Source organism: Albidovulum sp., from assembly GCF_049646345.1.
GTDB lineage: Bacteria > Pseudomonadota > Alphaproteobacteria > Rhodobacterales > Rhodobacteraceae > Albidovulum.
In genome coordinates, this window is record NZ_JBARVQ010000559.1 from 1 (window position 1) to 23,099 (window position 23,099).

General features: G+C 62.2%; 21 protein-coding genes, 1 tRNA gene and 1 pseudogene. 17 read left to right on the plus strand and 6 right to left on the minus strand.

Annotation, left to right across the window (positions count from 1 at the left end):
* The 5 genes and pseudogenes from WBB85_RS14405 to WBB85_RS14425 form a co-directional block, all read left to right on the plus strand.
* Window positions 1–364: pseudogene (locus WBB85_RS14405) on the plus strand (DNA polymerase III subunit beta); the annotation flags it as partial.
* A gap of 60 nt (window positions 365–424) precedes the next feature.
* The gene (recF, locus tag WBB85_RS14410; RefSeq protein WP_432639298.1) at window positions 425–1,540 is read left to right on the plus strand and encodes a DNA replication/repair protein RecF; all 1,116 of its coding nucleotides are present in this window, start codon (window positions 425–427) and stop codon (window positions 1,538–1,540) included.
* Window positions 1,537–1,977 carry a VOC family protein gene (locus WBB85_RS14415; protein ID WP_432639299.1) on the plus strand — a complete coding sequence of 147 codons (441 nt, stop codon included), beginning with the start codon at window positions 1,537–1,539 and terminating at the stop codon, window positions 1,975–1,977. Before recF ends, WBB85_RS14415 begins: the two co-directional genes overlap by 4 nt.
* Before the next feature lie 33 nt (window positions 1,978–2,010).
* The gene (locus WBB85_RS14420; RefSeq protein WP_432639300.1) at window positions 2,011–2,637 is read left to right on the plus strand and encodes a LysE family translocator; all 627 of its coding nucleotides are present in this window, start codon (window positions 2,011–2,013) and stop codon (window positions 2,635–2,637) included.
* A 203-nt stretch (window positions 2,638–2,840) separates the two neighbouring features.
* Window positions 2,841–4,514, plus strand: a complete 1,674-nt coding sequence (locus WBB85_RS14425) for a peptidoglycan-binding domain-containing protein (protein WP_432639301.1) — start codon at window positions 2,841–2,843, stop codon at window positions 4,512–4,514.
* Window positions 4,515–4,635: 121 nt separating this feature from the next.
* Here the strand turns inward: WBB85_RS14425 and ykgO are convergent, their stop codons facing one another.
* A complete protein-coding gene (gene ykgO, locus WBB85_RS14430; RefSeq protein ID WP_050527975.1) occupies window positions 4,636–4,761 on the minus strand; it encodes a type B 50S ribosomal protein L36 in 126 nt (41 codons plus the stop codon).
* Between the two features lie 67 nt (window positions 4,762–4,828).
* A tRNA-Val gene (locus tag WBB85_RS14435) sits at window positions 4,829–4,903 on the minus strand.
* 153 nt (window positions 4,904–5,056) lie between these two features.
* On the opposite strand from WBB85_RS14435, the gene WBB85_RS14440 reads away from it, so the two are divergent.
* On the plus strand, window positions 5,057–5,923 hold the full coding sequence (locus tag WBB85_RS14440) for an N-formylglutamate amidohydrolase (RefSeq protein ID WP_432639302.1): 867 nt from the start codon (window positions 5,057–5,059) through the stop codon (window positions 5,921–5,923).
* 11 nt (window positions 5,924–5,934) lie between these two features.
* Here the strand turns inward: WBB85_RS14440 and WBB85_RS14445 are convergent, their stop codons facing one another.
* On the minus strand, window positions 5,935–7,188 hold the full coding sequence (locus WBB85_RS14445; protein WP_432639303.1) for a DNA polymerase IV: 1,254 nt from the start codon (window positions 7,186–7,188) through the stop codon (window positions 5,935–5,937).
* A gap of 133 nt (window positions 7,189–7,321) precedes the next feature.
* Here WBB85_RS14445 and WBB85_RS14450 point away from each other — a divergent pair, with 133 nt between their 5' ends.
* Window positions 7,322–8,080, plus strand: coding sequence for a hypothetical protein (locus tag WBB85_RS14450; protein ID WP_432639304.1), 759 nt, complete (start codon window positions 7,322–7,324; stop codon window positions 8,078–8,080).
* On the opposite strand, the gene WBB85_RS14455 is transcribed toward WBB85_RS14450, so the two are convergent.
* On the minus strand, window positions 8,068–9,891 hold the full coding sequence (locus tag WBB85_RS14455) for a glycosyltransferase family 2 protein (RefSeq protein ID WP_432639305.1): 1,824 nt from the start codon (window positions 9,889–9,891) through the stop codon (window positions 8,068–8,070). The two genes, WBB85_RS14450 and WBB85_RS14455, sit on opposite strands and share 13 nt — an antisense overlap.
* A gap of 174 nt (window positions 9,892–10,065) precedes the next feature.
* On the opposite strand from WBB85_RS14455, the gene WBB85_RS14460 reads away from it, so the two are divergent.
* From WBB85_RS14460 to WBB85_RS14470, 3 genes are all read left to right on the plus strand, one after another.
* The gene (locus WBB85_RS14460) at window positions 10,066–11,556 is read left to right on the plus strand and encodes a hypothetical protein (protein ID WP_432639306.1); all 1,491 of its coding nucleotides are present in this window, start codon (window positions 10,066–10,068) and stop codon (window positions 11,554–11,556) included.
* A 22-nt stretch (window positions 11,557–11,578) separates the two neighbouring features.
* The gene (locus WBB85_RS14465; protein ID WP_432639307.1) at window positions 11,579–13,891 is read left to right on the plus strand and encodes a sulfatase-like hydrolase/transferase; all 2,313 of its coding nucleotides are present in this window, start codon (window positions 11,579–11,581) and stop codon (window positions 13,889–13,891) included.
* A 70-nt stretch (window positions 13,892–13,961) separates the two neighbouring features.
* Entirely contained in the window at window positions 13,962–14,774 is an 813-nt protein-coding gene (locus WBB85_RS14470; RefSeq protein ID WP_432639308.1) for a hypothetical protein, read from the plus strand.
* Window positions 14,775–15,052: 278 nt separating this feature from the next.
* On the opposite strand, the gene WBB85_RS14475 is transcribed toward WBB85_RS14470, so the two are convergent.
* Window positions 15,053–15,619: a hypothetical protein gene (locus WBB85_RS14475; RefSeq protein ID WP_432639309.1), complete on the minus strand. Its 567-nt coding sequence runs from the start codon at window positions 15,617–15,619 to the stop codon at window positions 15,053–15,055.
* Between the two features lie 221 nt (window positions 15,620–15,840).
* Between WBB85_RS14475 and WBB85_RS14480 the strand changes: the two genes are divergently transcribed.
* The 5 genes from WBB85_RS14480 to WBB85_RS14500 all read left to right on the plus strand — a co-directional run bounded on the left by WBB85_RS14480 (window position 15,841) and on the right by WBB85_RS14500 (window position 20,684).
* Window positions 15,841–16,770, plus strand: a complete 930-nt coding sequence (locus WBB85_RS14480; RefSeq protein ID WP_432639310.1) for a glycosyltransferase family 2 protein — start codon at window positions 15,841–15,843, stop codon at window positions 16,768–16,770.
* 155 nt (window positions 16,771–16,925) lie between these two features.
* Window positions 16,926–17,696 (plus strand): hypothetical protein, encoded by a 771-nt coding sequence (locus WBB85_RS14485; RefSeq protein WP_432639311.1) that lies wholly within the window; start codon window positions 16,926–16,928, stop codon window positions 17,694–17,696.
* Window positions 17,696–18,628: an alpha/beta hydrolase family protein gene (locus WBB85_RS14490; RefSeq protein WP_432639312.1), complete on the plus strand. Its 933-nt coding sequence runs from the start codon at window positions 17,696–17,698 to the stop codon at window positions 18,626–18,628. Before WBB85_RS14485 ends, WBB85_RS14490 begins: the two co-directional genes overlap by 1 nt.
* A gap of 15 nt (window positions 18,629–18,643) precedes the next feature.
* A complete protein-coding gene (locus WBB85_RS14495) occupies window positions 18,644–19,534 on the plus strand; it encodes a glycosyltransferase family 2 protein (protein WP_432639313.1) in 891 nt (296 codons plus the stop codon).
* Between the two features lie 76 nt (window positions 19,535–19,610).
* Window positions 19,611–20,684 (plus strand): GSCFA domain-containing protein, encoded by a 1,074-nt coding sequence (locus WBB85_RS14500; protein ID WP_432639314.1) that lies wholly within the window; start codon window positions 19,611–19,613, stop codon window positions 20,682–20,684.
* A gap of 20 nt (window positions 20,685–20,704) precedes the next feature.
* On the opposite strand, the gene WBB85_RS14505 is transcribed toward WBB85_RS14500, so the two are convergent.
* Window positions 20,705–21,391: a cupin domain-containing protein gene (locus WBB85_RS14505; RefSeq protein ID WP_432639315.1), complete on the minus strand. Its 687-nt coding sequence runs from the start codon at window positions 21,389–21,391 to the stop codon at window positions 20,705–20,707.
* Window positions 21,392–21,645: 254 nt separating this feature from the next.
* Between WBB85_RS14505 and WBB85_RS14510 the strand changes: the two genes are divergently transcribed.
* Together WBB85_RS14510 and WBB85_RS14515 are read left to right on the plus strand one after the other, a co-directional pair.
* Window positions 21,646–22,227: a methylenetetrahydrofolate reductase C-terminal domain-containing protein gene (locus tag WBB85_RS14510; RefSeq protein WP_432639316.1), complete on the plus strand. Its 582-nt coding sequence runs from the start codon at window positions 21,646–21,648 to the stop codon at window positions 22,225–22,227.
* On the plus strand, window positions 22,224–23,099 hold an 876-nt coding region (locus WBB85_RS14515; RefSeq protein WP_432639317.1), incomplete at its 3' end, for a methylenetetrahydrofolate reductase. The genes WBB85_RS14510 and WBB85_RS14515, both read left to right, overlap by 4 nt.

The window sequence follows — 23,099 nt, forward strand, 5'->3', positions numbered from 1 at the left end:
CGTCATCCCGGCGGGCAATACCAAGCGGCTTGAGGTTGATGCGGCCGAGTTCGCCAAGGCCGTTGACCGGGTAGCGACCGTATCGTCAGAACGCTCGCGCGCGGTCAAGCTGCAACTAGACGAGGACCGGCTGGTTCTGTCGGTCAATGCCCCCGATGCAGGTGCGGCCGAGGAAGAACTGGCCGTAGCTTACGGTGACGAGCGGCTGGAGATCGGCTTCAATGCCAAATACCTGCTGGAAATCGCCAGCCAGGTGGACCGCGAAAATGCGGTGTTCCTCTTCAACACCTCGGGCGACCCGACGCTGATGCGCGAAGGCAATGATACGTCGGCCGTCTATGTCGTGATGCCGATGCGCGTCTGATCCGGCTCCGCCGGAGCCTCCGGCGGGGATATTTGATCCAAGTGGAAGGTGCAGGGCAGCGTGCCAGCACTTGCCGTCACATCTCTCATCCTGTCGCATTTCCGGTCGCATCGGCGGACGGAGATGGCGTTTGATGCCCGTCCGGTGGCGATCTTCGGGCCGAACGGGGCGGGCAAAACCAATGTCCTTGAGGCGGTTTCCTTCCTGTCGCCCGGCCGCGGCCTGCGCCGGGCCGGTGCGGATGAGGTCGCGCGGCGACCCGAGGCTGTGGGCTGGAAATTGAAGGCAGAGCTTCAAAGCCTGCATCAGCACCATGAGGTGGAAACCTTCGCCGAACCGGGGGCAAGCCGGACCGTCAGCATCGATGGAAAGGCGGCGGCCCAGGCTGCTTTGGGCCGTATCGCCCGGATGCTGTGGCTGGTGCCCGCGATGGACCGGCTCTGGATCGAGGGCGCCGAGGGGCGGCGGCGCTTTCTCGATCGTATGACCCTGTCGTTCGAACCCGGACATGCCGAGGCGGTGCTGACCTATGAAAAGGCGATGCGCGAACGCAACCGGCTCTTGCGCGACGAGGTGCGGGACGCGGGTTGGTACGCAGCACTTGAGGCGCAGATGGCAGAGGCGGGCGGCATCATTCTGGCGAACCGCCGTAATGCTGTGTCCCGTGTCGCGGCGGCGCAGGACGGTGCCGAAACGGCCTTTCCGGCGGCGGATCTGACGATCCTTGGACCGGACGGAGGGGATGCTCCACAAAGCGCCGAGGATCTGGCAGAGGCCTTTACCTTCGGCCGCAGCCGGGACATGGCCGCCGGGCGGACCCTTTCAGGCCCCCACCGCGCGGATCTGGGCGCAGTTTATGCGGCCAAGGGTGTACCCGCCGCGCAGGCCTCGACCGGCGAGCAGAAGGCGCTTCTGATCTCGCTGATCCTTGCCAATGCGCGTGCATTGGCGGAAGATTTCGGCGCGCCCCCGATCCTGCTTCTGGACGAGGTTGCGGCCCATCTCGATGCCGGACGACGCGCCGCACTCTATGATGAGATTTGCGCCCTTGGCGCGCAGGCGTTCATGACCGGGACCGGGTTGGAACTGTTTGAAGCGCTTGGCCCTCGCGCCCAGGCATTCGAAGTTGCCGAAGTGAACGGTCTGTCGACCACCGAAGAAAGGACCCTGACATGACACCGCAACGGGTAACGCTGATCACGCTTGGCGTCGATGATCTCAGCCGGTCGCGGGCCTTCTATGAGGCACTGGGCTGGAAACCGGCCAATGCTCTTGAAGGGGTGGTCTTTTACCAGATACACGGCGCGGTTCTGGGCCTCTTTGGAAAATCGGCCCTTGCCGATGATCAAGGGCGTCCGGGGGCGCAGCTTGGGACCGGAGCTATGACACTGGCCCAGAATTTTCCAACCGAGGCAGAGGTGGATACAGCATGGGCTGCGGCAGTTGCTGCCGGGGCGGAGCCCTTGAAGAAGCCAGAGAAGGTGTTCTGGGGCGGGTATTCGGGATATTATGCCGATCCTGACGGGCATGTCTGGGAAGTGGCGATGAACCCGTTCTGGCCACTGGCCGAAGATGGCTCACTGACACTTCCGGCGGACACCGGAAGCGCGTAAAGCTGGCGCGTTTCCCGAGTGTATGAGCCACACGTGACCGTCAGCTTCATCTCCCTTCTGCTTTACGCTGGTGCGGTGGGTCTTCTCTGGCTCACGCCCGGGCCGGTCTGGGTCGCGATCACCGCCCGCGCACTGTCGGGCGGCTTTGCCAGCGCCTGGCCGCTGGCCATCGGTGTCACGCTCGGCGATCTTGTCTGGCCGCTGGTCGCGATCTTCGGGCTCGCCTGGATCGTCGATCAGTTCGACGCCTTCATGATTGTGATGCGGTATGTTGCGGCGGTCGTATTCGTGATCATGGGCGGGCTTCTGATCCGCCATGCGAGCGCACCGGTTTCAACCGACAGCCGCCTGACCCGGCCCGGTCGCTTGGCCGGATTTATGGCCGGGGTCGCCGCGATCCTCGGCAACCCCAAGGCGGTGCTGTTCTATATGGGTGTACTGCCGGGCTTTTTCGATCTGCGGCATGTCACCCGGCCAGACATTGCCGCCATTGTCGCGGCCTCGATGCTCGTGCCGCTTATGGGCAACCTCTTTCTCGCGCTGCTCGTCAGCGAAGCGAGGGGGTTGTTGAAATCGCCACGCGCGCTCTGGCGCATCAACTTTACGGCGGGCGCCATGCTGATAGTCGTCGGTCTTGTGATCGGAGCGGTCGACATCTGACCACTGTTTCCCGAGCTGACCTGCGGGCGGAAATCCGCCCCGGTTGGAAAGCTGTGATCGCATAACCGCGAGATGGCGGATAGGCTTCCTTTAGAGCGTTTCGGGTTTTCGTTGGATAACAAGTATCAGAATTTGAACGAAAAAAATTCGAATTCTGATTCAGGGTAAACCCGAAACGCTATAGGCAGAAGGGAGACCGTTTCATGAGTACCATGCCGTATCTGGCACCGGCGGCACTTGTCACCGCCACATTCCTGGCAACCCAACCCGCAACAGCGCAGGATGCCGCATTGGTGATCGGCAATGAGAATTACCGAAATGCCTCGGACATTTCGGCGGCTGACGATGCGCTCGATGCCGCCGAACATCTGGAACGGGCCGGATTTGCCCTGCAGATGGGCAGCGATCTGACCGCCGATGCGATGCGGGCCCTTCTTGCCGAGTTCTATGGTGGTACGGAAGGGGCTGGCCGCAGTGTCTTCCTCTTGTCGGGGCATTTCGTTCATGCCGGATCCGAAAGCTGGCTTTTGGGCACCGACGCGAACCGGCCCGATCTGGCATCCGTCGATGCGGCGGGAGTGCCGCTCGCCACGATCCTTGCCATCGCAGCCGAACGGCCGGGCGGGGCGCTGGTTCTGCTCGGCACCGAGGATCGCCGGATCGCTTTGGGACGGGGATTGACGTCGGGCCTGCCTGCGCTCGACATTCCTCAGGGTGTGACTGTCATCAGTGGCGAAGCGGACGATGTGGCCGAATTCGCGGGCGAGGCCGTGACCGAACGCGGGCAATCGCTCGCCACCCTCGCCGCACGCGCGCGGGGTATGACGGTCGAAGGATATCTCGGCGCGGCCGCGCCTTTCCTGCCGGTTGCTGATGGCACCGGAGATGACATTGCAAGCCTGAGCGCATCAGCAGCCGAAGCGGCGCTCGCGGTTGAGCGCGAGCTGTGGGAGACGACACGCGAAATCGACACCAAGCTGGGCTATGAGGCCTATCTGCGCCGCTATCCCGACGGGATGTTCGCAAGCGCCGCCCGCCGCGCTATCGCAGAGGCTGACAATCCGGTGGCCCGGGCACGCGCCGCAGAAGAGGCATTGCGGCTGTCGCGGGACCAGCGTCGTCAGATCCAGCGCGACCTTTCGATCATCGATATCGATCCGCGCGGTATTGACGGCCTGTTCGGTCCCGGATCGCGCAACGCGATTGCGACCTGGCAGCGCCGGAACGGCCATGACGCGACGGGCTATGTCACCGCGCCGCAAATGGCGGCATTGGCTGCGCAAGCCGAGCGGCGCGCTGTGGAACTTGAAGCCGAAGCGGCCACACGGCAGGCGGAAGAAGAGCGGCTGGACCGGCTTTACTGGGACCAGACCGGTGCTGCGGGTGACGAGGCTGGCCTCAGAGCCTATATGAAACGCTATCCGGATGGGCTTTTTGCCGAACTGGCTCAGGAACGGTTGAAGGTATTTGAAGATCAGCGCCGACAACAGGCCGCCGCAGCGGATCGTGCAGCCTGGGATGCGGCCGTGAAGTCGAATACGCCCAAGGCGTTCCGCACCTATCTTGATGCGTACCCGCAAGGCGCATTTGCCGAAGACGCAAAACTGATGCTGGCCGATGGGGAAAAGAAACCCAAAGACGATTCTGCGCGCCTCCAGGCGGAAGAGATCGAACAAGGGCTGAGACTGAACGGTGCGATGCGAACCATGGTCGAAAGACGCCTTGCAGCACTTGGTTTGAAACCGGGGCGGACGGACGGCGTGTTCGATGACGATACGCGGCGGGCTTTGCGTCGCTATCAAAAGGCACGAAGCCTGCCGGTGACGGGCTATCTCAACCAGAAAACAGTGGCACGTCTGCTGGTCGATTCGTTCTGACCGACCGGCAGTACGATTTTTCTCCGAAAAATCGCCAAATTTTCTCCGAAAATTTGTACCGCGACAAAAAGAAAAAGCCACCGATATCCGGTGGCTTTTTCAAATTCGTTGTTTCGCAACCTCAGCCCTGACGGGCCTTGAAGCGGCGCTGTGTCTTGTTGATCACATAGACCCGGCCCTTACGGCGCACGACCTGACAGTCGCGATGGCGCAACTTCAGCGAGCGGAGCGAGTTCTTGACCTTCATCGGTCTTCTCCTATTCGCGGCGCGCGTCGCGCCTGTTGAAACTCATTTGCCCCCGAATCGGGAGCGATGGTGGGCGGTACTGGGATCGAACCAGTGGCCACTACGATGTCAACGTAGTGCTCTACCGCTGAGCTAACCGCCCGTTACGTCAACGATTGCAGCACGCATCCTATATTGAACGCGCAATCCGCACCGCTTCGGCCCCGGGTCTATAAAAGGAGTCGGGAAGGCTTTCAAGGGGTTTTGGCAGAGCATTTTTTACCGCTATATTCGAACAAGCTCACAAGGATCAACCATGACCGGTGCTCCCTTTCATCTGACGATGCCGGAACGACGCCTGACCAGCGTCGTCTTCGCCTCGCCACATTCGGGGCGCGACTATTCAGAAGCCTTCCGGAACAGCTCGGTTCTGGATGAGCATACGATCCGCTCATCCGAGGATGCATTCGTCGAAGATCTGCTCGACTGCGTACCGACATTTGGTGCGCCTCTCCTCGCCGCATGCGCGCCCCGGGCCTATGTTGACGTCAATCGCGGCGCGGACGAACTCGACCCGGCGGTGATCAATGGCATCCGGCCAAGTGCGCATAATCCGCGCGTCGCCTCGGGGCTGGGCGTCATTCCGCGTGTCGTTGCGGGCGGGCGCGCGATCTACAGCGGAAAGCTGTCGCGCGAGGAAGCGGAGGACCGGATTGCCGGTGTCTGGCGTCCTTATCACGATTGTCTTCACAGCCTCCTGGAAAGCGCCCTCGCCCAGTTCGGCGAAGCGATCCTGGTGGATATGCATTCGATGCCACATGAAGCGATGGATTCGATTGCCGCCGCCGGTGCGAAGCGGCCCGAGATCGTCATAGGCGACCGGTTCGGTGCGGCCGCCGCATCGCCGGTCGTCGAACAAATCGAGGCCGCCTTTTGCGCCGCGGGATTCCGCACCTTACGTAACGCACCTTTCGCAGGGGCTTACATCACGCAGACCTATGGTCGTCCGTCCCGTGGCATGCACGCGGTGCAGATCGAAATCGACCGCTCGCTCTACATGAACGAACGTGAGATTCGGCCAAACGGCAACTACCTTGGTTTCAAGCGAATTCTGGCCGGAATCCTTGCCGAGATTGCGACAATCGGCAATCGCGAACGCCGGATACCACTTGCCGCCGAATAGCCCCCGCACCTCTATCTGAGCGACCGCCCCTTGACGATCGCATCCGGACCGAAGCGGGCGCGGATCGTATCGCTCGCCCGTTCAGCCCCCGCACGCTTCGCTGCGGCGGGATCAAGAAGATCGGGTGTCAGATCCGCCTCGCATGCGGGCACGATATCGGACAGCCCGACGCCGATAAGACGAAACGATCCCTTATCCGTAACCTGGCGCAGCAGATCTGCAACTTCGCGATACAGACGATCCGCAATCTGGGTCGGCTCGCGCAGAGTATGGCGGCGCGTGATCGTTGTGAAATCCGCGCGCTTGAGTTTCAGGGTGACCGTGCGCCCCGCGAGGTCCTTGGCCTTAGTCCGGTCGGCGACCTTTTCGGCCAGCCGCCAGAGGTGACCGTCCAAAAGGTCGCGATCAGAGATGTCGGCATCGAACGTCGTCTCGGCCGAGATTGACTTCATCGGCTCATGCGGATTGACGCGCCGGAAATCCTCACCCCGTGCAAGATGCCAGAGTCGCTCGCCGATAGCGCCGAAACGATGATGAAGGTCCTTGCGATCCCAGCGGGCAAGATCGTCGAAGTTGCGGATGCCGGCTGCCTCCAGATGGCCTTGTGTCGCTGCGCCGACGCCCCAGATCATACGAACGGGCTTGCCCTTCAAAAACGCCGCCGTGTCACCCTTGCCGATAACCGAGAACCCGCGCGGCTTGTCGAGATCGGAGGCCACCTTGGCCAGAAACTTGTTGTGCGACAGGCCGACCGAACCCGTCAGCCCCAATTCGGTCTCCATCCGCTTCAGCAGACGGCAGAGCAGCACGGCAGGCGGGGCCTTGTGCAACCGCTCGGTTCCCGTCAGATCAAGAAACGCCTCATCCAGCGACAGCGGTTCGATCCGGGGTGTCAGCTCATCCATCAGCGCACGGATCTCTTTCGACACTGCAGCATAGTGGCTGCCGCGCGGTTTCACCACCACCGCCTCCGGGCAGAGCTTCAACGCCTGAAACATCGGCATCGCCGAGCGCACGCCCTTGATCCGGGCGAGATAGCAGCATGTCGACACAACTCCGCGATGCCCGCCGCCGACGATCAGTGGTTTGCTGCGCAGATCGGGATTGTCGCGCTTTTCGACGCTGGCATAGAACGCATCGCAATCCATATGTGCGATAGACAGTGTGTAGAGTTCAGGATGCGACAGCACGCGCGGCGAGCGGCAGGCCGGACAGCGTGGTCCGGTCTCGAAACATGTCAGGCAATCGCGACATAAGGCAGGCATAGGATCAGCATACGACACCTGAAGCGCGCCGGGGAGGGGGTTAACCTGATCTTCGTCGCGTTCTATGATGCCGCATCCTGACCAAATTCGGGACAGAATTTCGAGTAGTGTCGACCATATGAACCGACCGACCATGCCCCAAAAGCCGCGCCTCGCCGTTTTCGGCGACAGTCACTATGCCTGCGTGAAACGGGCGGTGGATCAGGGGCTTGTCGACGCAAGCACGGTCGAGCTTGAATTCTGGGGTCATGCCGGTCGCCGCTTTCATCATCTGAGCTTCGTGGATGGGGTCATTACGCCGACAGATGATTACACAGCAGAGCGGTTCGCGAAGTTCAGCACCCGGAACCGCAGATCGCTGACGGTGTCCGAATTCGACTGGGTCTTCTTCATGGGTTGCCGCATTCCCGCTTTCGGGCTTCATGCCGCAATCATGCAGGAACGGCGAAACGGCACGCACCTGACGGACGGGCTGACCCGGCGCATCATCGAAGACAAGTTGAAAAGCGCCCCGGCCTTCGGTTTCGCGATCGCGGCGGCCCGGCTGGGGACGGCCCGCATTGTTGTCGCACCGACACCCTTCCCCACCGGCATAGAGCCTTTCCATCTGGCCGAACGGTTTCCGGACATCCGCGACACGACCGCAGCCGAGCGCGCCGAACTGCAGGCGATCACCGCCGATGTTCTGGGCGATGCTGGACTTAGCCTGATCTGGCCCCCGGACGACATGTTTTCCGATGGCCTCTACAACGATCCCGACTACCGCGTCGAAACCCATGCCGAAACCGGCGACATCGCCCACAAGAATGCCCAATACGGCGCTCGCATCTTCTCGCTCGCCTTGGAAGTCGTGGCTGGAAAGACGCCGGCGACGACGCTTCAGCGTCGATAGACCACCGAGCCGTTCGACGGCGCTTCGGCGTCTTCGGAAAGGCCTGCGCGCTCCATCAGCGCCCCGAACTTGTCCCGGATCACCGCCAACTCGCTTTCATCGAGGAAGGGCAGGATGACCCGTCCGACACCGGTGAAAAGATCGGCGGGAAGACCATCCGCGTCGATCTGGTCATAGGGCAGGCGCAGGGCATCGGGCCGGAACCGTGCAATCAGTTCGGACAGGGCAGGATAGGTGCCTGCAGGATCGCCGTCCTGTCTGAGCGGGGTGTCAGAATAAGCGACCCGCCCCTTGGCGTCGGGAAACTGCGTGGTCAGGATCAGGCGGCCCAGCTCGGCCAGTACGCCGCGTTCCTCGTGGTTCAGGATGATCAGGCCCGGAAGCAACAGATGCGCTTTCAGACCGATGAACCCGATCCCCGAATGCAGGTCCAGAAACCGGCTGGCGCCATCCAGAAACCCGCCGATTTTGCGGGCATTGCGACGATCGAACTTGCCTGCCTGAATCGCTTCCAGCGCCAGAGGTGTGAAGACGCGCGGATCGACCTTCAGCACGATCCCCTGATTGTCGGCCTCTTCCAGCGCGACCTCATTCGAAAGGTCAATCGGCCCAGCGATATAGGGCGAGGTCTGTGGCGACCCCCAGCCGGGTGGCGGCGGCGTGCGCCTTTCGCCTTTCGGCAAGGCCGAGCGGCGTTTTTCCAGCTTGGATTGCACCGCAGCCACCGCTGCCGGGTCGCGCGCCTTGGGTGGCTTGGCGACGACCTGTGTCACCGGGATTTTCGATGCCTCGACCAGCTTGGCGACATAGTCGAGATATTCAGGCTGCTCACGGTATTCAGCCAGCTTCACCTCAGCCCGTGAATGGGCCGCATCGTGCAGCCGGGCAATCTCGGGGTCTTTCAGCAGATATTCCATGATCGCGCGCCGCATCGGTGCGTGGCGCTGGATGGCGATATCCTGCGTTTCATTCCGGTCCTGCAGCGCCCAGTAATCGGAGTTGTACTTGTCCTTCTTCAGGTTCGCATTGCCCCGGTATTTGCGCAGCGAATAGGCATCCATCGACTTGATGGCGTAATGGTTCATCTGCGCCCAGTCATAACCCAAGGTCCGCCGGATCGACCGCCAGCCACGGAACTTGAACCAGTCTTCCAGTGGCAGACCCGACCCGTTCACCCAAAGCACCTTTTCAGGGTAATCCGTTTCGCGGTGCTGCGATTTGATGATCGGGCGGTGCATGCCAAGGCGCAGGTATTTCGGATCGAACCGCAGCAGCGTCTTGGTGCCCCAGCCCTTGTTCCAGAAGGCCGGTGCCGCCCAGGTGAACTGATCGGTGATCGGCGCGCGCGACCAGTCGCGGATGCCGGATGAGCCGAAGATGCGCCAGGTGATGACCATCGCATGGGCGTCAAGCGCCTGAAGATCGGCAACCAGCCCGTCCATCGTGCCCGACGGATGGTTGATGCAGAGGAATTCGTCCGCGTCGAGGACCAGCAGCCAATCGGACTCCTGGATCAGCTCTTCCCTTGCGGCGGCCTTCAGCATCGACGGGTGCGGCTTCATCCCTTCCGGGATCACGTTTTCCCGGTGATGGACGCCGACGCCCATCTCCTCCAGCCGCTTCAGGATCGCATCGGTCCCGTCGCTGCAATCATTGGTGTAGACCATCAGCTCGGTAAAGCCGAGCGCCAGGTGATGGGCCACCCATTCGACGACATAGGGGCCTTCGTCCTTCATCGTCGATAGTGCAAAAAGGCTGCCATGCCGACTGGTCTGCGGCAGAACTGGTGTGGGAAGTGGTGCGTCGTCCATGCGGTGCGCGATGCTACCCCGTGACTGCGGTTTCGTCGCCTGCTCCGATCCCGTGCAACCCATTGGGGAAGCAGGAAGGCCCGGTTGCGACCATGCTTGCGGGTAGCACTCTCTGGCTTTATTGACAAGCTTGAGGCAGGGGAGCGGCTGGCCGGTCAGCCGATTGGGCACGTCATGACGGACAAAGAAGACGAGACCCGCGCAACCGCACAGCATGGTGTAATCCTGCGGGCCGCGAATGGCGATGTGATCCGCTATGAACCAAGCGGGCTGAGCCTGCGCCTGTCGGACCGTGTCATTGCGGATATTGCCGCGCGGCTTGAGGATCAGGGCTTTCGGCCTGTCGGCGCTGCCCCGGAAAGCCCGCGTGAAACTGATGCCGAAATCACCGCCCTCCCGGATACGATCGACGCCTGGGACATTCGCCGGGATGGCGACTGGCTGACCTTCACCGCCGATATGCCGGGCAAACAGGGTATGCGCGGTTTTCGCCGTGAAGTGACAGGCGGCGCAATCCTCGCAGATACGCCCGGCCCGCTTCTTGGGCTTCTTGCTGTCGGCGGGGCACGGGCGGCATTGGCCTCGCAACGCGGCTGTGATTTCCCGCATCACGTCTTGGCCCCTGCCGATGATATCGGCGCGGTCGGCCACGCGGGCGAAGGTCAGGCCGTACGCCAGCACCGGATGCAGCCCCTGGCCGAGATGACGCATGAGGCGCTGATGGCCGAACGCCTTCTGGCACATGGCCGCGCAACCAAGGGGGCCATGCCGCTTTTCCATGTGCGCGCCGAAACCGACACTTCCGCCGATGCCGCAACCCTTTCCGGCGGGGATGCATTTGCCAATTTCACGCAGGCCGCACGCAACTTCGTGGCAGCGGCAGATCATCTGGCCAAGCGGCCAAAACTGCTCGCCGTCTGCCTCGATTTCGCGCTTGAGGATGTGTCGGGCGATGGCACGGCCTACCGCGACGGGGTTATCGCGCTGATGGACCGGATCACCGGGGAGCTTGGCAAGCTGGGTCTGCCCCCCCCGATCTATCTTGCTGTTTTTGAATGCGGGACGTGGAACATCGTGTCGGGTGCCGCGATTGAAGGGCAGTGGGAACTGGCCTGGAACCATGCCGCGCATGACCTGAACATCGTGATGCCGGGATACATGCTGGAACTCGATGAAAACGGCCGCCTGACCGAAGACGCCCGCGCCTTGCGCGCGGCAATGAGCGCTGAGGCGCTGTCGGTTCTCTCGCAGGGCGGCAGTTGGTCCTGCCCGGTCCTGCATCTGGCTGAGCGTGACGGCAAGGTGATCCGCGTGACCACACAGGGCGACGGCGCGCTGGTGATCGACAAGGATGATCCCTTTGGCGCGGGCAAGATGGCCGGGTTCCGGCTGGAGGGCGTGGAGAATGGTGCCACAATCACCAAGGTCGCCATCGACGCCAAGGACAAGCGCGCGGTGCTCTTGACCTGTTCGAAGGAACCGGAGGGCGCTGACATCCATGTCACCTACGCCTTCGGCGCTGAGCCGGTCAAAGGCCCCTACCCTGCCAATTGCGGCGCTTTGCGCGATACGTTCGAACCGGCGCTGGCCGCACCCGATGACGACCCGGCCCTCAGGGCCAGAATGAAACGCTGGGCCCTGCCCGCGCGGCTGAAGCTGCGCTGAGGCGCTGGCCCGGAGTGGGACGATGAGCTTTACGGCAGAGACCATCGCGGACGACAACATCTGTGTCATCTGGGTCGATGACATGATCGACGTCTTCACATGGCGGCACACCTTCGGGATCGAGATCAGGACACCGAACCTCGACCGGCTGATGGGGCGAGGCGTGCGGTTCACCAATGCCTATGCGACCGTGCCGCTCTGCGCCCCCTGCCGGGCGGAACTGGCGACGGGGCTGTCGCCCTTCCGCACCGGGCTTGTCGATCTCAACCGCTTCTGGCGCAGCGAATTACCGCCCGAGAAAGCCTGGGCCTATGACCTGCGCCGGGCGGGATTTTACAACTTCACCACCGGCAAGGTGGATGCGAGTTACGTGCCGATGCCGGAAAAGTACCGGCGCATGCTGTTTCACGAAGAGCCCGCCGCGCGGGACCGGTCGGGCCGGACCAGGGTCAAGGACTATCTGGGCCGGGGCCCGGGTATCAAGGGCGTGAACCACCCCAATGACGATGGCAGTCAGGACGACAAGTTCTATGACTACTGGGTCGCGCAAAACGCGATCGATTTCCTCGGCCGCGCCGATCCGGACCGGCGGCATCTGATCCAGCTTGGCTTCAAGCATCCGCATTACAACCTTGAATGCCCGGACCGCTTCTACCAGCTCTATGATCCGACGCAGATCCGCTGGCCCGAGATCGCGGCGGAAGAGGATTTCTACGGCCCGCAGCCGGGTTTCGCGGTCTATGAGGCGGCCTATATCGCCAATGGCAACTGGACGCCGGAAAAGGCGGGCGACGAGGGCTGGCGGCAGGTCGTTCGCGCCTATTTCGCGGCAATCAGTCATGTCGATCACGAGATCGGGCGGTTTCTGAATGCGCTTGAGGCCTCGCCCCTTGGTCAGAACACCACCGTCATCTTCCTCTCGGATAACGGCTTCAATCTTGGCAATCACGACAGCTTCCACAAGATGAGCCAATGGGACAGCGCCGCCCATGTCCCCTTCTCGATATCCAGCCCGCGGATGACGACGGGCCGGGAAGAACCGCTGCCGGTGTCGCTGCACAATTTCCCGAAAACCGTCATGGACCTTGCCGGACTGCCCTACCGGCCCGACTGGGTGTCGGGGCAAAGCCTGCTGCCCCTCATCGATCCGTCCTTCGGCACGTTCGATCAGGCGAAATCGCCCGTCACCTCGGTCTTCGGCACGCTCTCGGTCCGCCCCTCGGTCGAAGGTTATCGTCATCTGCGCTACTTCCGCTATCCGAATGGCGAGGAACATGTCTACGACATCGAAAACGATCCGGGCGAGACGACGAACCTGTTCGACACCGCGCCCGTCGATTTCCTGCGCAATGAATTGGTGAAGGGCGCACTGGACCTCGGGCTCGACCTGCGCGGCTATGAGGACCCGGCCTGTGGCGTCAATACGATGATGGCGGTCGATGGGTCTGTGGTGCTGGAAGGCACCCGCAGCAACGACCATTACTGGGCTTACGGTGCCGATGCCGAGAAGATCCGCGAGGAAAAGGACGGCGGCACCGACACGCTCTGGTATATGGGCGGGCCGGACGACTATGTCCTGCATTGCCCGGCCAATGTCGAACGCATCCGCATCGCGACCGTCGTCGCCCGCAAGGAAAGCGAAGAGACCCGCACCGGCAAGACCATCCGCATCGTCGCCCATCCCGACAGCCCCATTCATTTCGAGACCTCCGAACGGGTGCAGGTCCATCTGAAGGGCTCCGGCGGCGATGACGTGCTGATCGGTCCGAAATACGGCGGGGCTGAGTTCCATGGCGGGGATGGAGACGACCAGTTGATCGCCATCGCCAAACTCGCCAGTTCGCGGCACCGGTTCTATGGCGGGGCGGGCAATGACCTGCTGGTCGGCGGCGGCGGCAAGGACATTCTGGACGGCGGCACCGGCAACGACACAATCAAGGGCATGAGCGGGCGCAACCTGATCCATGGCGGGCATGGCAATGACGTCATCTCGGACACGGGCGGCACCTCGGTGATCCATACCGGACCGGGGCGCAACCGGGTGACCTTGGGCGATGGCAGCGATACGATCCATGTCGGAACCGGCGAGAACCTGATCAAGACCGGCAAGGGCAGTTACCGCTTCGTCATCGCCTATGGCGGCGTGACGCTGATCAAGCGCTGGGACGAGGGGCACCGCTATATCCTTGCCGGCTGGCCGCGACTGCCGACGATCAGCCGAACTAAGGGTGAGGGGGTCCTGACCCTTGGACTGTCGGTGATCCGTATCGGCGGCGTGCCTGACGATACCGACCTTTCTGCACAGATCGAACTGGACACGGCGACCGCCGGATAAGGCCCAGCTTGTGCGGTTGGAATCCCTCTGCTAGCTCTGGCTCAACCCCGTTCTGAAGGAGCGCTGCGCCATGAACCTGAACCGCCGCCCCGTCGCGTCCCTCTGGATCGGCACCCGTCTGCATTACGTCAACCAGATCTGCCTGAAGTCGCATCTGGCCGAGGGGCATCCGGTCATCCTCTACTGCGCCGACAAGGTCGAAAACGTGCCCGACGGGGTAGAGGTCCGCCCCGCCGATGAGATCATGAAGATCGACCGGGAAGTGGTGGAGGCGACCTCGCCCTCGTTCATCTCGAACGTCTTTCGCTACAAGATGATCCAGGCGACCGGCGCGATCTGGATCGACTGTGACGCGCTCTGTTACCGGCCCTTCCCCGAGGATATGGACTATATCTTTGGCGGGCACGGGCTGCGCGGCGCCTTGAATTGCGGTGTCGTCGGCATGCCCCGTGAATGCGAACTGATGGACCAGCTACTGGATTATTACGACAACCTGCCGGATTACCCGGCCTGGTGGGGCAAGCAGCAGCGCAAGAAGATGGACCGGCAAGACCCGTCGCTGCCCAAGGCCGCCCGCATCTACAAGGCCGAGCGCACGGCCTTTGGCCCGCAGGCCTTCACCTACTACGCCCGCCTGACCGGCGATGTGGACAAGGCGATGGAGACCGACGGGCTATATCCGGTGCCGTTCCAGCTGAACGACGTCTTCTACGATCCCTACAGTCAGGTGGAGAAACATTTCACCGACAATACCTTGTCGGTCCACATCTACACCAACGCCGCCCGCCCCTGGTGGCGCAAGAACGCACCGATGCCGGGGTCCTACATCGCCCGCATGGCCGAAAAATACGAGGTCGACCCGAAGCTGGCGCTGGAGGAGTGATCAGGCCGGAAGCCTCGGAGATGTCTGCAGATCATTTTGGTCTGCTTGCGGGACTTTGCTGCCATTCGTGGACACGCCCCGTCGCCCGGAATTAAGCCGAAGGCGCCGGGCGAGCGCCTGCCCGTCCCGACGGGCTGGCGCTTTTGCGGCCGCGCGCATCACATGACGTCAGAGGGGCTTTGCTGCCATAAAGCACCCCGAATACAGGTTGCTGTGCCACCCCACGGGCAGTCGCCCGCCCGGCTTGTGTTGCGCATCGGGTAATGTCCGCAAATGGCTCAACCCGGCTTTTGCAGTTCCTCAAAAAGCGTAAACAGATCCGCGCGGGAGATCGTGGCGGGTTTCAAGTCGAACCGCACCATGCGGCCCACGGTTTCAACGCGCGGCGCGTAGCGTTCGACAAGGTGGTAGTAACCCCGCTTGGTATAGTCATCGAACAACACCGTCACCGGCTTTTCGGTCAGGAACAACGTGGCGAGAAAACAGCCCACCCGGAACCGCCCGTCGATCAGGACTAGATCCGGCTGCACAAAATCGGGATGCCGCCAGATCGACATCGGATAGTCGTGATAGCGCAGCCAGCCCGAATGGTTGGCCGGAAAGCCCCAGGCCTTGGTCTTGCCCACATCCTGATGATGCAGGACCACCTTTGCCTTGGGCGGCACATTGGTGAAATACTCCGTCATACTGTCGTAAAACGGCCTCGCGTTTTCCACCGAAAGCACGGTCTTGCCGTGCAGCGCCGCCGCAAAGGCGGTTGATCCGCCCATCCCGTATTCCAGAATGACATTTGCGGCGCGATACCGCGCCTCGACATAGTCCCGCACCGCCGGTGGAAAAGTCATCTCCGGGGTCCAGAACACGGGCGTTTCCGTCTGGTCTGCCTGTGGCGCATCATTCACTGTCATAGTCGGCATATTCGGGTGTCATCCGGGAGGCTGCAACTGAAAACCTTCCGGACTCGGCCGAGTCAGAAAGATCACAGGTTCACCCTGACAGATTGTCGAATGTTGAACCCTGTGCTGGCTGGCTGTAACTCCGGTAGAAGGCGAAGAAGGGATCAGGCATGGCCGCACGCCCCATCATGGACCCGACGAAAGAGCCTTGCGGGGCGCTGACGATGGTCTATCAGGACTATGCCTTTCTCAAACGCTGGGTCGACTATTACGGCGCCCAACTAGGGCGGCAGCACCTTTATATCCTCAGCCATGGTGGTGACCCCGAACACAACCGGATCGCCGAAGGCTGCAATGTCATCACCGTGCCCCGCGATCCGACTTTGTTTCGGCTGGAGCGCCGCAGGTGGCATATCCAGTCACAGATGAGTGCCGGGCTCTTGCGCTACTACAACTGGATGTTCGTGGGCGACGTGGACGAAGTCGTCGTCCTCGACCCCGATGTCGGAACCAGCTTGATCGACTATCTCGGGCGCTATGAACGATCGGAAGATCCGGCAACCCAGCCGTTCCTGCCGAAATCCATCTGCCCGTTCGGCATCGAACTGATCCACAATCCGGAGGTGGAGCCAGAGCCGATCGCGGAAGACGCACCGATTCTCAGCCGCCGTCGTGTCTTCCGTGCAAATGCGAACTATGCCAAGCCCTGCATCATCCGGATGCAGACCAAATTCACCATCGGCGGGCATGCGAATACGCATCAGCCGCGATATCTGGACCCGCATCTCTACCTGCTGCATCTGCGGTTCTTCGATTACGACACGGCCGTATCCCGTCTGACCGCCCGCCGCGACATGCGCGACACGATGGATGAGGGCAAGGACCCCGCGAAGACCGGGCACGCCTGGAAAAAAGACCTCGACAATTATCAGAAGCTGGCCGCCGGCAAACCGGTGCGGGAAGATTGCGAACTGCCTGAGTTCCGCCTTAGCATGGAGGAACAGAAGAAAGACCTTCATAACGGACAGGTCACGTTCTGGGGCGGTGGGCGCACGAAGGAACTTTACCGCCTGCCCGAGAGGTTTTCGTCGGTGTTCTGACCGGGCGATGTGGTGCAAGCTGTGATCAACAAAAGACCGGTAGTGGGGTTAAAACGTTTCGAGTTTTCGTGGATGGGGCGAGTATCTGAGTTGGTACGCAAAGGGTCCGAGTTCTGATTCAATGTAAACTCGTAACGCTGCAGGCGGAGTATGTGATGCTGCAAATGTCCGGTGATTTGCCTGAAGGGGCCCTTCTGGGGCATGAGGCCGACCGTTTGGCGCATCGTCTGCGCCCCAGTGGCGCGGTCTGGTTTTCCGCGCGCGGTGAAAAGCTGCTGCTGGAGGGTGACGGCGCCGATGCGCCCGTCGCCGAATGGCACAGCATGACAAGCATGCATACGGCACTGCCATCGCGGCCCAACAACGGCAACGGACGCTTCGCTGCCGACCGCACTTTCCCGGCTATGCAGTTCACGCAAAAGGTCAATTGCGGTTACGCCGTCGAGGCAGTGACAGCGGATGCACGGTCATTCAGCATGGCACTCATCTACGCCTCCCCTTCACGGGACGGCCGCACGCTGGCCTCGCTCAGCGCGCGGGCTGGCGGCAACCTTTTCTTTCTGAACGAAGCAGACGGCATTCTGACGGCCAAGGATCGTGGTGGCGCCATCAGCATCGAATGCGAGGCACCGGCCCACGAAAACGCGCGGGAACTGATCATGGTGTCGCTTGAACCGTCGCGTCTGCGGCTTCGCGTGGGGCGCGGGCCGGTCATCGAAGCGCGGGGCGACGTTTCAGACATGAACGGCATGGGGGAATTGTTTATCGGCTGCCGCAATCACCGCGCGGGATTGCAAAAGACACTTGGGGATCTGCTGATATCGGATGTGATCTTCTGGCCGTCCGGATCGGTTCTTGCCGCACCGGGAATGGCTGAAACCGAACAATCCGCCGCGATATCCGAATACTGGCGATGGACACGATAATGGCCGAAGAGGACGAAGAAATCCCGGCCGAACGCCCGCCCCTTGATCCGCCACCGGAAATGTCGGTGAAGGACGCGGTGACCGCGTCGCGGTTTCGTATGTCGGGCGAACATGCCGCACTCTGGTTCGAGGGACGCGGTGATGTGCTGATCGTCAGCTTTGACAACCTCGCCACGGTCGACGAAGGCTGGCCCCGCGCGCCGTGGATGGACTGGCGGCTGGCGACACTGGGCTATTCGGTGCTGGGCGTGCAAAGCCACGCCAAGGACTGGTTCCGTGCGCCGACTGCGCCCGACCTTCTGAAACAGCTTCAGGACCTTGGGTTCTTTGCCCGGTTCCGCAAGGTCGTGCTGATGGGGGCGTCGATGGGCGCCTTCGCCGCCCTGAACTATGCGCCGCTCATCCCCGGCTCGACCGTTCTGGCCTTCAGCCCGCAAAGCACGATGAACAAGACCATCGCGCCGTTTGAAAAACGCTTTCCCTTCTCGGTGCGCAAATCGAACTGGGAGGGGATGCCTTTCCTCGATGCGGCGGCGGCCATTCCCTACATTCACCGGGTAGTGATGCTTTTCGATCCCTTCGTGCCCGAAGACAACGCCCATGCTGCGCGGATGACGGGACCGAATGTCGAACAACTCAAGATCCGCCATGCCACGCATGAGGCGATCCGGGTCGTCCTGAAATCGGACGCGTTCTACCCGCTGCTGCAAAGTGTCGTTGAAACCGATGGGGCCTCTGCCGACTTCTGGCGCGCCTATCGCGGGCGGCGCGACGTGCGCAAATGGCTGCGTGCCTTCATCGAACGGCTGGACGCCACCCGGCGTCCGGCATTGACGCTTGCCGCCGGGACCCGCATTCTTGCCTTCAAGGATATGGCTGTGGTGGAACGGGCGGTGAAACGCGCCCGCAATCAGCTTGGGCAGTCACAATAAACAGGGCCATCGCGCATGGACAAGACCAAGGCCCCGATGGGTGCAATGACGATGGTCGGCGGCGACCACTTTTTCCTTGAGCGCTGGGTGAACTATTACGGTGCGCAGCTTGGCCGCGAACATCTCTACGTTCTCAGCCATGGCGGCGACCCGGAACACAAGCGCATCGCCGAGGGTTGCAACATCATCTACCTGCCGCGCGATGCAACCCGCTACTGCTTCAACCAGCGCCGCTGGCAGATGCTGTCGCTGTTCACCACGGGCTTCGTTCCCTACTACAACTGGATGATCACCGGCGATGTCGATGAAATCGTGGCAGTCGATCCGGATATCAGCGACAGCCTGCCGGAATATCTGTCGCGCTTTCCCGACGACAAGCGCCCCAAGGTCATCACCCCTTTCGCCATCGAAATGGTGCATAACCCGAAATACGAACCCGAACCGATCACGCCGGGGCGCAATATCCTGGATGTGCGGCGGCTGTTCCGGCTGAACGCGAATTACGCCAAGCCCTGCATCACCCGGTCCAGCATCAACTTCGCTCCGGGCGGGCATTTCGCCAACCACTCGGTGCTGCATCTCGACCCGCATCTTTATCTCTTCCACCTGCGCTTCATCGACTACGGCATGACCGAGGAGCGCCTTGCGACCCGCCGCGCCCAGCGTGACGTCCAGAGCGGGGCATTGGCTGAAACGGAGCGGGCGAAGACCGGATGGGATACCGCCTGGCATACCTATCAGAGCCTGATCAAGGAAGAGCCGGGCGAGGAAACCGTCGCCTTCCCTGAATTCCGGCAAGTGATGCGTGACGGCTGGCGGGAAAAGAAAAAGGTCTTCTGGGCGCCGGGCGGCGCGCGGCCAAACGGCATCTACCGCCTGCCCGAACGGTTCGCGCAGGTATTCTGATCGACCCGCACATTTGCCGGGCGAACGAGGCCCGGTATAGTGCGTTCAATACTGGTCCTGTCCCCGGGGGGTACCCATGTCTCATCCCTATACGTCCCTGCCGCCCGACCGTTTCTGGAAAACGGCAGTCGGCGCTTTGTCACCTTTCGAGATTTCCGGGCTCTGGACCCCGAAGTTCCGCATCGGCCCCCGCATGACGATTGTCACCGCCGGTTCCTGTTTCGCCCAACATTTCAGCCGGGCATTGGTGGCGCGGCGCTATGCCTGGAAGGATTATGAGCCGGGCCCCTCGATCCTGACGGATGCCCAGCGCAAGGATTATCACTACGGCACGTTCAGCTTCCGTACCGGCAATATCTATACACCGCGCATGCTGCTGCAGTGGCTGCAATGGGCCTTCGACATGGAACCAGTGCCCGAGGAAGTTTGGGAAAAGGACGGCCGCTATTACGACCCGATGCGACCAGGCGTCGAACCGGGCGGCTTTGCCAGCCCCGGGGAACTCCATGCCTCGCGCGCCGAAACGCTGGCCGCGATCCGCGAGGCGGTCACAAATACCCAGGTCTTCGTCTTCACGATGGGCCTGACCGAAAGCTGGTACAATCTTGAAACCGGCCACGAATACGCGATCTGCCCCGGCACGATTGCCGGTCAGTTCGATCCGGAAAAACACGCATTTCGCAATCACGATTTCAGCGCGGCCTCGCGCGACATGCGTCGGGCGATCAAGATCCTGTCCACGCAGAACCGCCGGATCCGCATTCTGCTGACGGTGTCGCCCGTGCCGTTGACTGCGACCGCATCGGATCAGCATGTCCTGCTTGCCACCAGCCATTCCAAATCTCTTCTGCGCGCGGTGGCGGGCGAGATCTGCGAGAAATACGCCAATGTCGACTATTTCCCGTCCTATGAGATCATTACCGCCCCCGCCTTTCGCGGCATGTTCTTTGCCCCCAACATGCGCAGCGTGACGCAGGCCGGCGTGGATTTCGTCATGCAGAACTTCTTCAATGATCAGGCACGGGTCTTTGGCGCGAACCCGGCACCGAAAAAGGCGGTGAAGGCCCCCGCATCCCCGATGGACGAAGACGCGGATGCCGAGGACGATCTGCGCTGCGAGGAAGAGATTCTGAACAGCTTCGCGCGCTGAGGGCCGACAAATCCCGCTGCTCAGCCCCCCGCAGCTTCGGGTACGGAAATTCGTGTCAGATGCCCCGTCTTGATCCAGATCTTCGTACCGACCGGTCCGGCCTTTGCGTCAATCGCACCGCCCGGCGGGACGCGCAGCCATGACTGCGGGCCAAGCGCATCGCCGCTTTCGGTCGCGGTTCCGTCGATCACCAGCAGCTCCGCACCGCCCGGCGCATTCAGGCGAACCTCTGCCCCCGCCGCCCAATGCTCCAGCCGCACCTCCTCGCCATATCCGGAATAGAGCATCCGGGCCGATACGCCCGGCCTGACGGGATCGGGCGTCAGTTCTGCGGTGTTCAGATCCACATGCACCTCTTCCCGGTCTTCGGGGTCGAACTGCCAGAGCTTGACGAAGATGGTGCAGCCCGGTGCCGAGGCCGGTGTGTGGCGCGAAGTCGGCGGATTGCGCACATAGGAGCCTGTGGGGAAATCGCCCATCTCATCCTGAAAGACGCCGTCGAGCACGATATATTCCTCGCCCCCGCCATGGGTATGGGCGGAAAAGGCGCTGCCCGGCGCGAAACGGACAATGGTCGTCGCACGTGCGACCTCGCCCCCGATCCGGTCAAGCGGACGACGCTCCACCCCCGCCATGGGCGAGGCGAGCCAGTCGATCTGACCGGCGCGCAGCACAACCCGCCTGGTGAAATCGGCATTGATATGCATGAGGTCTCTCCTCCGTCTTTAGGGCTGGTTCATGCGGACATGGTCAACGTGAACCAGCCCGAGAGAGGTCAAACCAAGCGCAGCTTTTGCACCCGCGGCACCGACGTCCCGCGATGCCCCCAATCGGACAGGGATCGCGCCGTCAGTCAACATGGCAAATAGTCTGTTCCGGTTTCTCTTTCCGGCTTTCAATCATCCGCGCCCCGGCTATTCTGAATGTGCAGAACCAGTCTGCGGACGGTCAGGGGTCGCCTATGTATCGTGTCCGCCTATTCGCGATCCGCCATGCGCGGGCCTTCGAATGGATCTATCAACGCGTGGAACAGGTTATGGTCGCGCTCGATCCGGTTTTCATGAAAATCGGCTACAACCGGGTGGAACGGCCGGTCGCGATCCTTGAACAGGGCGTCAAAACGGTGCTCTTCGACTGCAAGATGTGCGGCCAATGCGTGTTGTCCTCGACCGGCATGTCCTGCCCGATGAACTGCCCGAAAGAACTGCGCAATGGTCCCTGCGGCGGGGTGCGCCCCGGCGGCTATTGCGAGGTGAAACCGGCGATGAAATGTGTCTGGTCGCTGGCCTGGGACGGTGCATCCCGGATGAAGGGCGGCGACAAGATACGTGAGGTGCTGCCCCCCGTGGACCGCAGCCTGAAGGGCTCGTCCTCATGGCTGCGGGTCAGCCGCGAAAAGGCGGCAAAGCTGCGCGAGGCGCGCGAGGCATCCCGCACGGCGGTCGCCGAAGCCTTCCCAGAGGCAAGGGCAATCGAACCCTCCTCGGCCCCGCTGGCCGAGGAACCGGCAGGTGCGGTCAACCGGGAGGCGCTGAAAAGATGAGCCCCTCTGACTATTCAGATCAGGTCCCGATCTACGCCCCGCCGACCCCCGGCCATGTCTCACATTCCCGGCTGGAGCGCGTTTTGCGCGCAGGCCGGTTCGCGGTGACAGCTGAACTGAACCCGCCCGACAGCGCCGACCCCTCCGACGTCTTCGACGCGGCGCAGCCCTTGGGCGAGGTCGCTGACGCGATCAATGCAACCGATGCATCGGGGGCAAACTGCCATATGTCGTCCATCGGGATCAGCGCGCTGCTGACCCGGGCGGGCTATTCGACCGTCTACCAGATCTCCTGCCGCGACCGGAACCGGATCGCCATCCAGGGCGATGTGCTGGGGGCCGCGGCGATGGGGGTAACGAATGTCCTCTGCCTGACCGGCGACGGCGTCGGGGTTGGCGATCAGCCGGGGGCGAAACCGGTCTTCGATTTCGACTCGCTGACGCTGCTCAGAACCATACGCACCATGCGCGATCAGGGCATGTTCCTGTCCGGCCGCAAGATCACGCGGCCGCCGCAGATGTTCCTTGGCGCTGCCGAGAACCCCTGCATCCATCCGCTTGACTGGCGCCCCGACCGGCTGGCCAAGAAGGTGGAAGCAGGGGCGGAGTTCATCCAGACCAACTACATCTACGACATCCCGCTCTTTGAGAAGTTCATGGCCCGCGTCCGCGACATGGGGCTCGACAAGCGTGTCTATATCCTCGCCGGCGTCGGCCCCCTCGCCTCGGCCAAGGCAGCGCGCTGGATGCGGTCGAACGTGCCGGGCATCCATGTGCCCGACGCATTGATCGAGCGGATGGAAAAGGCCGAAAAACCCGGCGCCGAGGGCAAGAAGATCTGCATCGAGCTGATCCAGCAGATCCGCGAGATC

Excerpts from the sequence above, each read along its gene's own strand:
- WBB85_RS14415 (WP_432639299.1), top strand. The coding sequence starts at position 1,537 with ATGACACCGCAACGGGTAACGCTGATCACGCTTGGCGTCGATGATCTC.
- WBB85_RS14425 (WP_432639301.1), top strand. The coding sequence starts at position 2,841 with ATGAGTACCATGCCGTATCTGGCACCGGCGGCACTTGTCACCGCCACA.
- ykgO (WP_050527975.1), bottom strand. The coding sequence starts at position 4,761 with ATGAAGGTCAAGAACTCGCTCCGCTCGCTGAAGTTGCGCCATCGCGAC.
- WBB85_RS14440 (WP_432639302.1), top strand. The coding sequence starts at position 5,057 with ATGACCGGTGCTCCCTTTCATCTGACGATGCCGGAACGACGCCTGACC.
- WBB85_RS14445 (WP_432639303.1), bottom strand. The coding sequence starts at position 7,188 with ATGCCTGCCTTATGTCGCGATTGCCTGACATGTTTCGAGACCGGACCA.
- WBB85_RS14450 (WP_432639304.1), top strand. The coding sequence starts at position 7,322 with ATGCCCCAAAAGCCGCGCCTCGCCGTTTTCGGCGACAGTCACTATGCC.
- WBB85_RS14455 (WP_432639305.1), bottom strand. The coding sequence starts at position 9,891 with ATGGACGACGCACCACTTCCCACACCAGTTCTGCCGCAGACCAGTCGG.
- WBB85_RS14460 (WP_432639306.1), top strand. The coding sequence starts at position 10,066 with ATGACGGACAAAGAAGACGAGACCCGCGCAACCGCACAGCATGGTGTA.
- WBB85_RS14465 (WP_432639307.1), top strand. The coding sequence starts at position 11,579 with ATGAGCTTTACGGCAGAGACCATCGCGGACGACAACATCTGTGTCATC.
- WBB85_RS14470 (WP_432639308.1), top strand. The coding sequence starts at position 13,962 with ATGAACCTGAACCGCCGCCCCGTCGCGTCCCTCTGGATCGGCACCCGT.
- WBB85_RS14475 (WP_432639309.1), bottom strand. The coding sequence starts at position 15,619 with ATGACTTTTCCACCGGCGGTGCGGGACTATGTCGAGGCGCGGTATCGC.
- WBB85_RS14480 (WP_432639310.1), top strand. The coding sequence starts at position 15,841 with ATGGCCGCACGCCCCATCATGGACCCGACGAAAGAGCCTTGCGGGGCG.
- WBB85_RS14485 (WP_432639311.1), top strand. The coding sequence starts at position 16,926 with ATGCTGCAAATGTCCGGTGATTTGCCTGAAGGGGCCCTTCTGGGGCAT.
- WBB85_RS14490 (WP_432639312.1), top strand. The coding sequence starts at position 17,696 with ATGGCCGAAGAGGACGAAGAAATCCCGGCCGAACGCCCGCCCCTTGAT.
- WBB85_RS14495 (WP_432639313.1), top strand. The coding sequence starts at position 18,644 with ATGGACAAGACCAAGGCCCCGATGGGTGCAATGACGATGGTCGGCGGC.
- WBB85_RS14500 (WP_432639314.1), top strand. The coding sequence starts at position 19,611 with ATGTCTCATCCCTATACGTCCCTGCCGCCCGACCGTTTCTGGAAAACG.
- WBB85_RS14505 (WP_432639315.1), bottom strand. The coding sequence starts at position 21,391 with ATGCATATCAATGCCGATTTCACCAGGCGGGTTGTGCTGCGCGCCGGT.
- WBB85_RS14510 (WP_432639316.1), top strand. The coding sequence starts at position 21,646 with ATGTATCGTGTCCGCCTATTCGCGATCCGCCATGCGCGGGCCTTCGAA.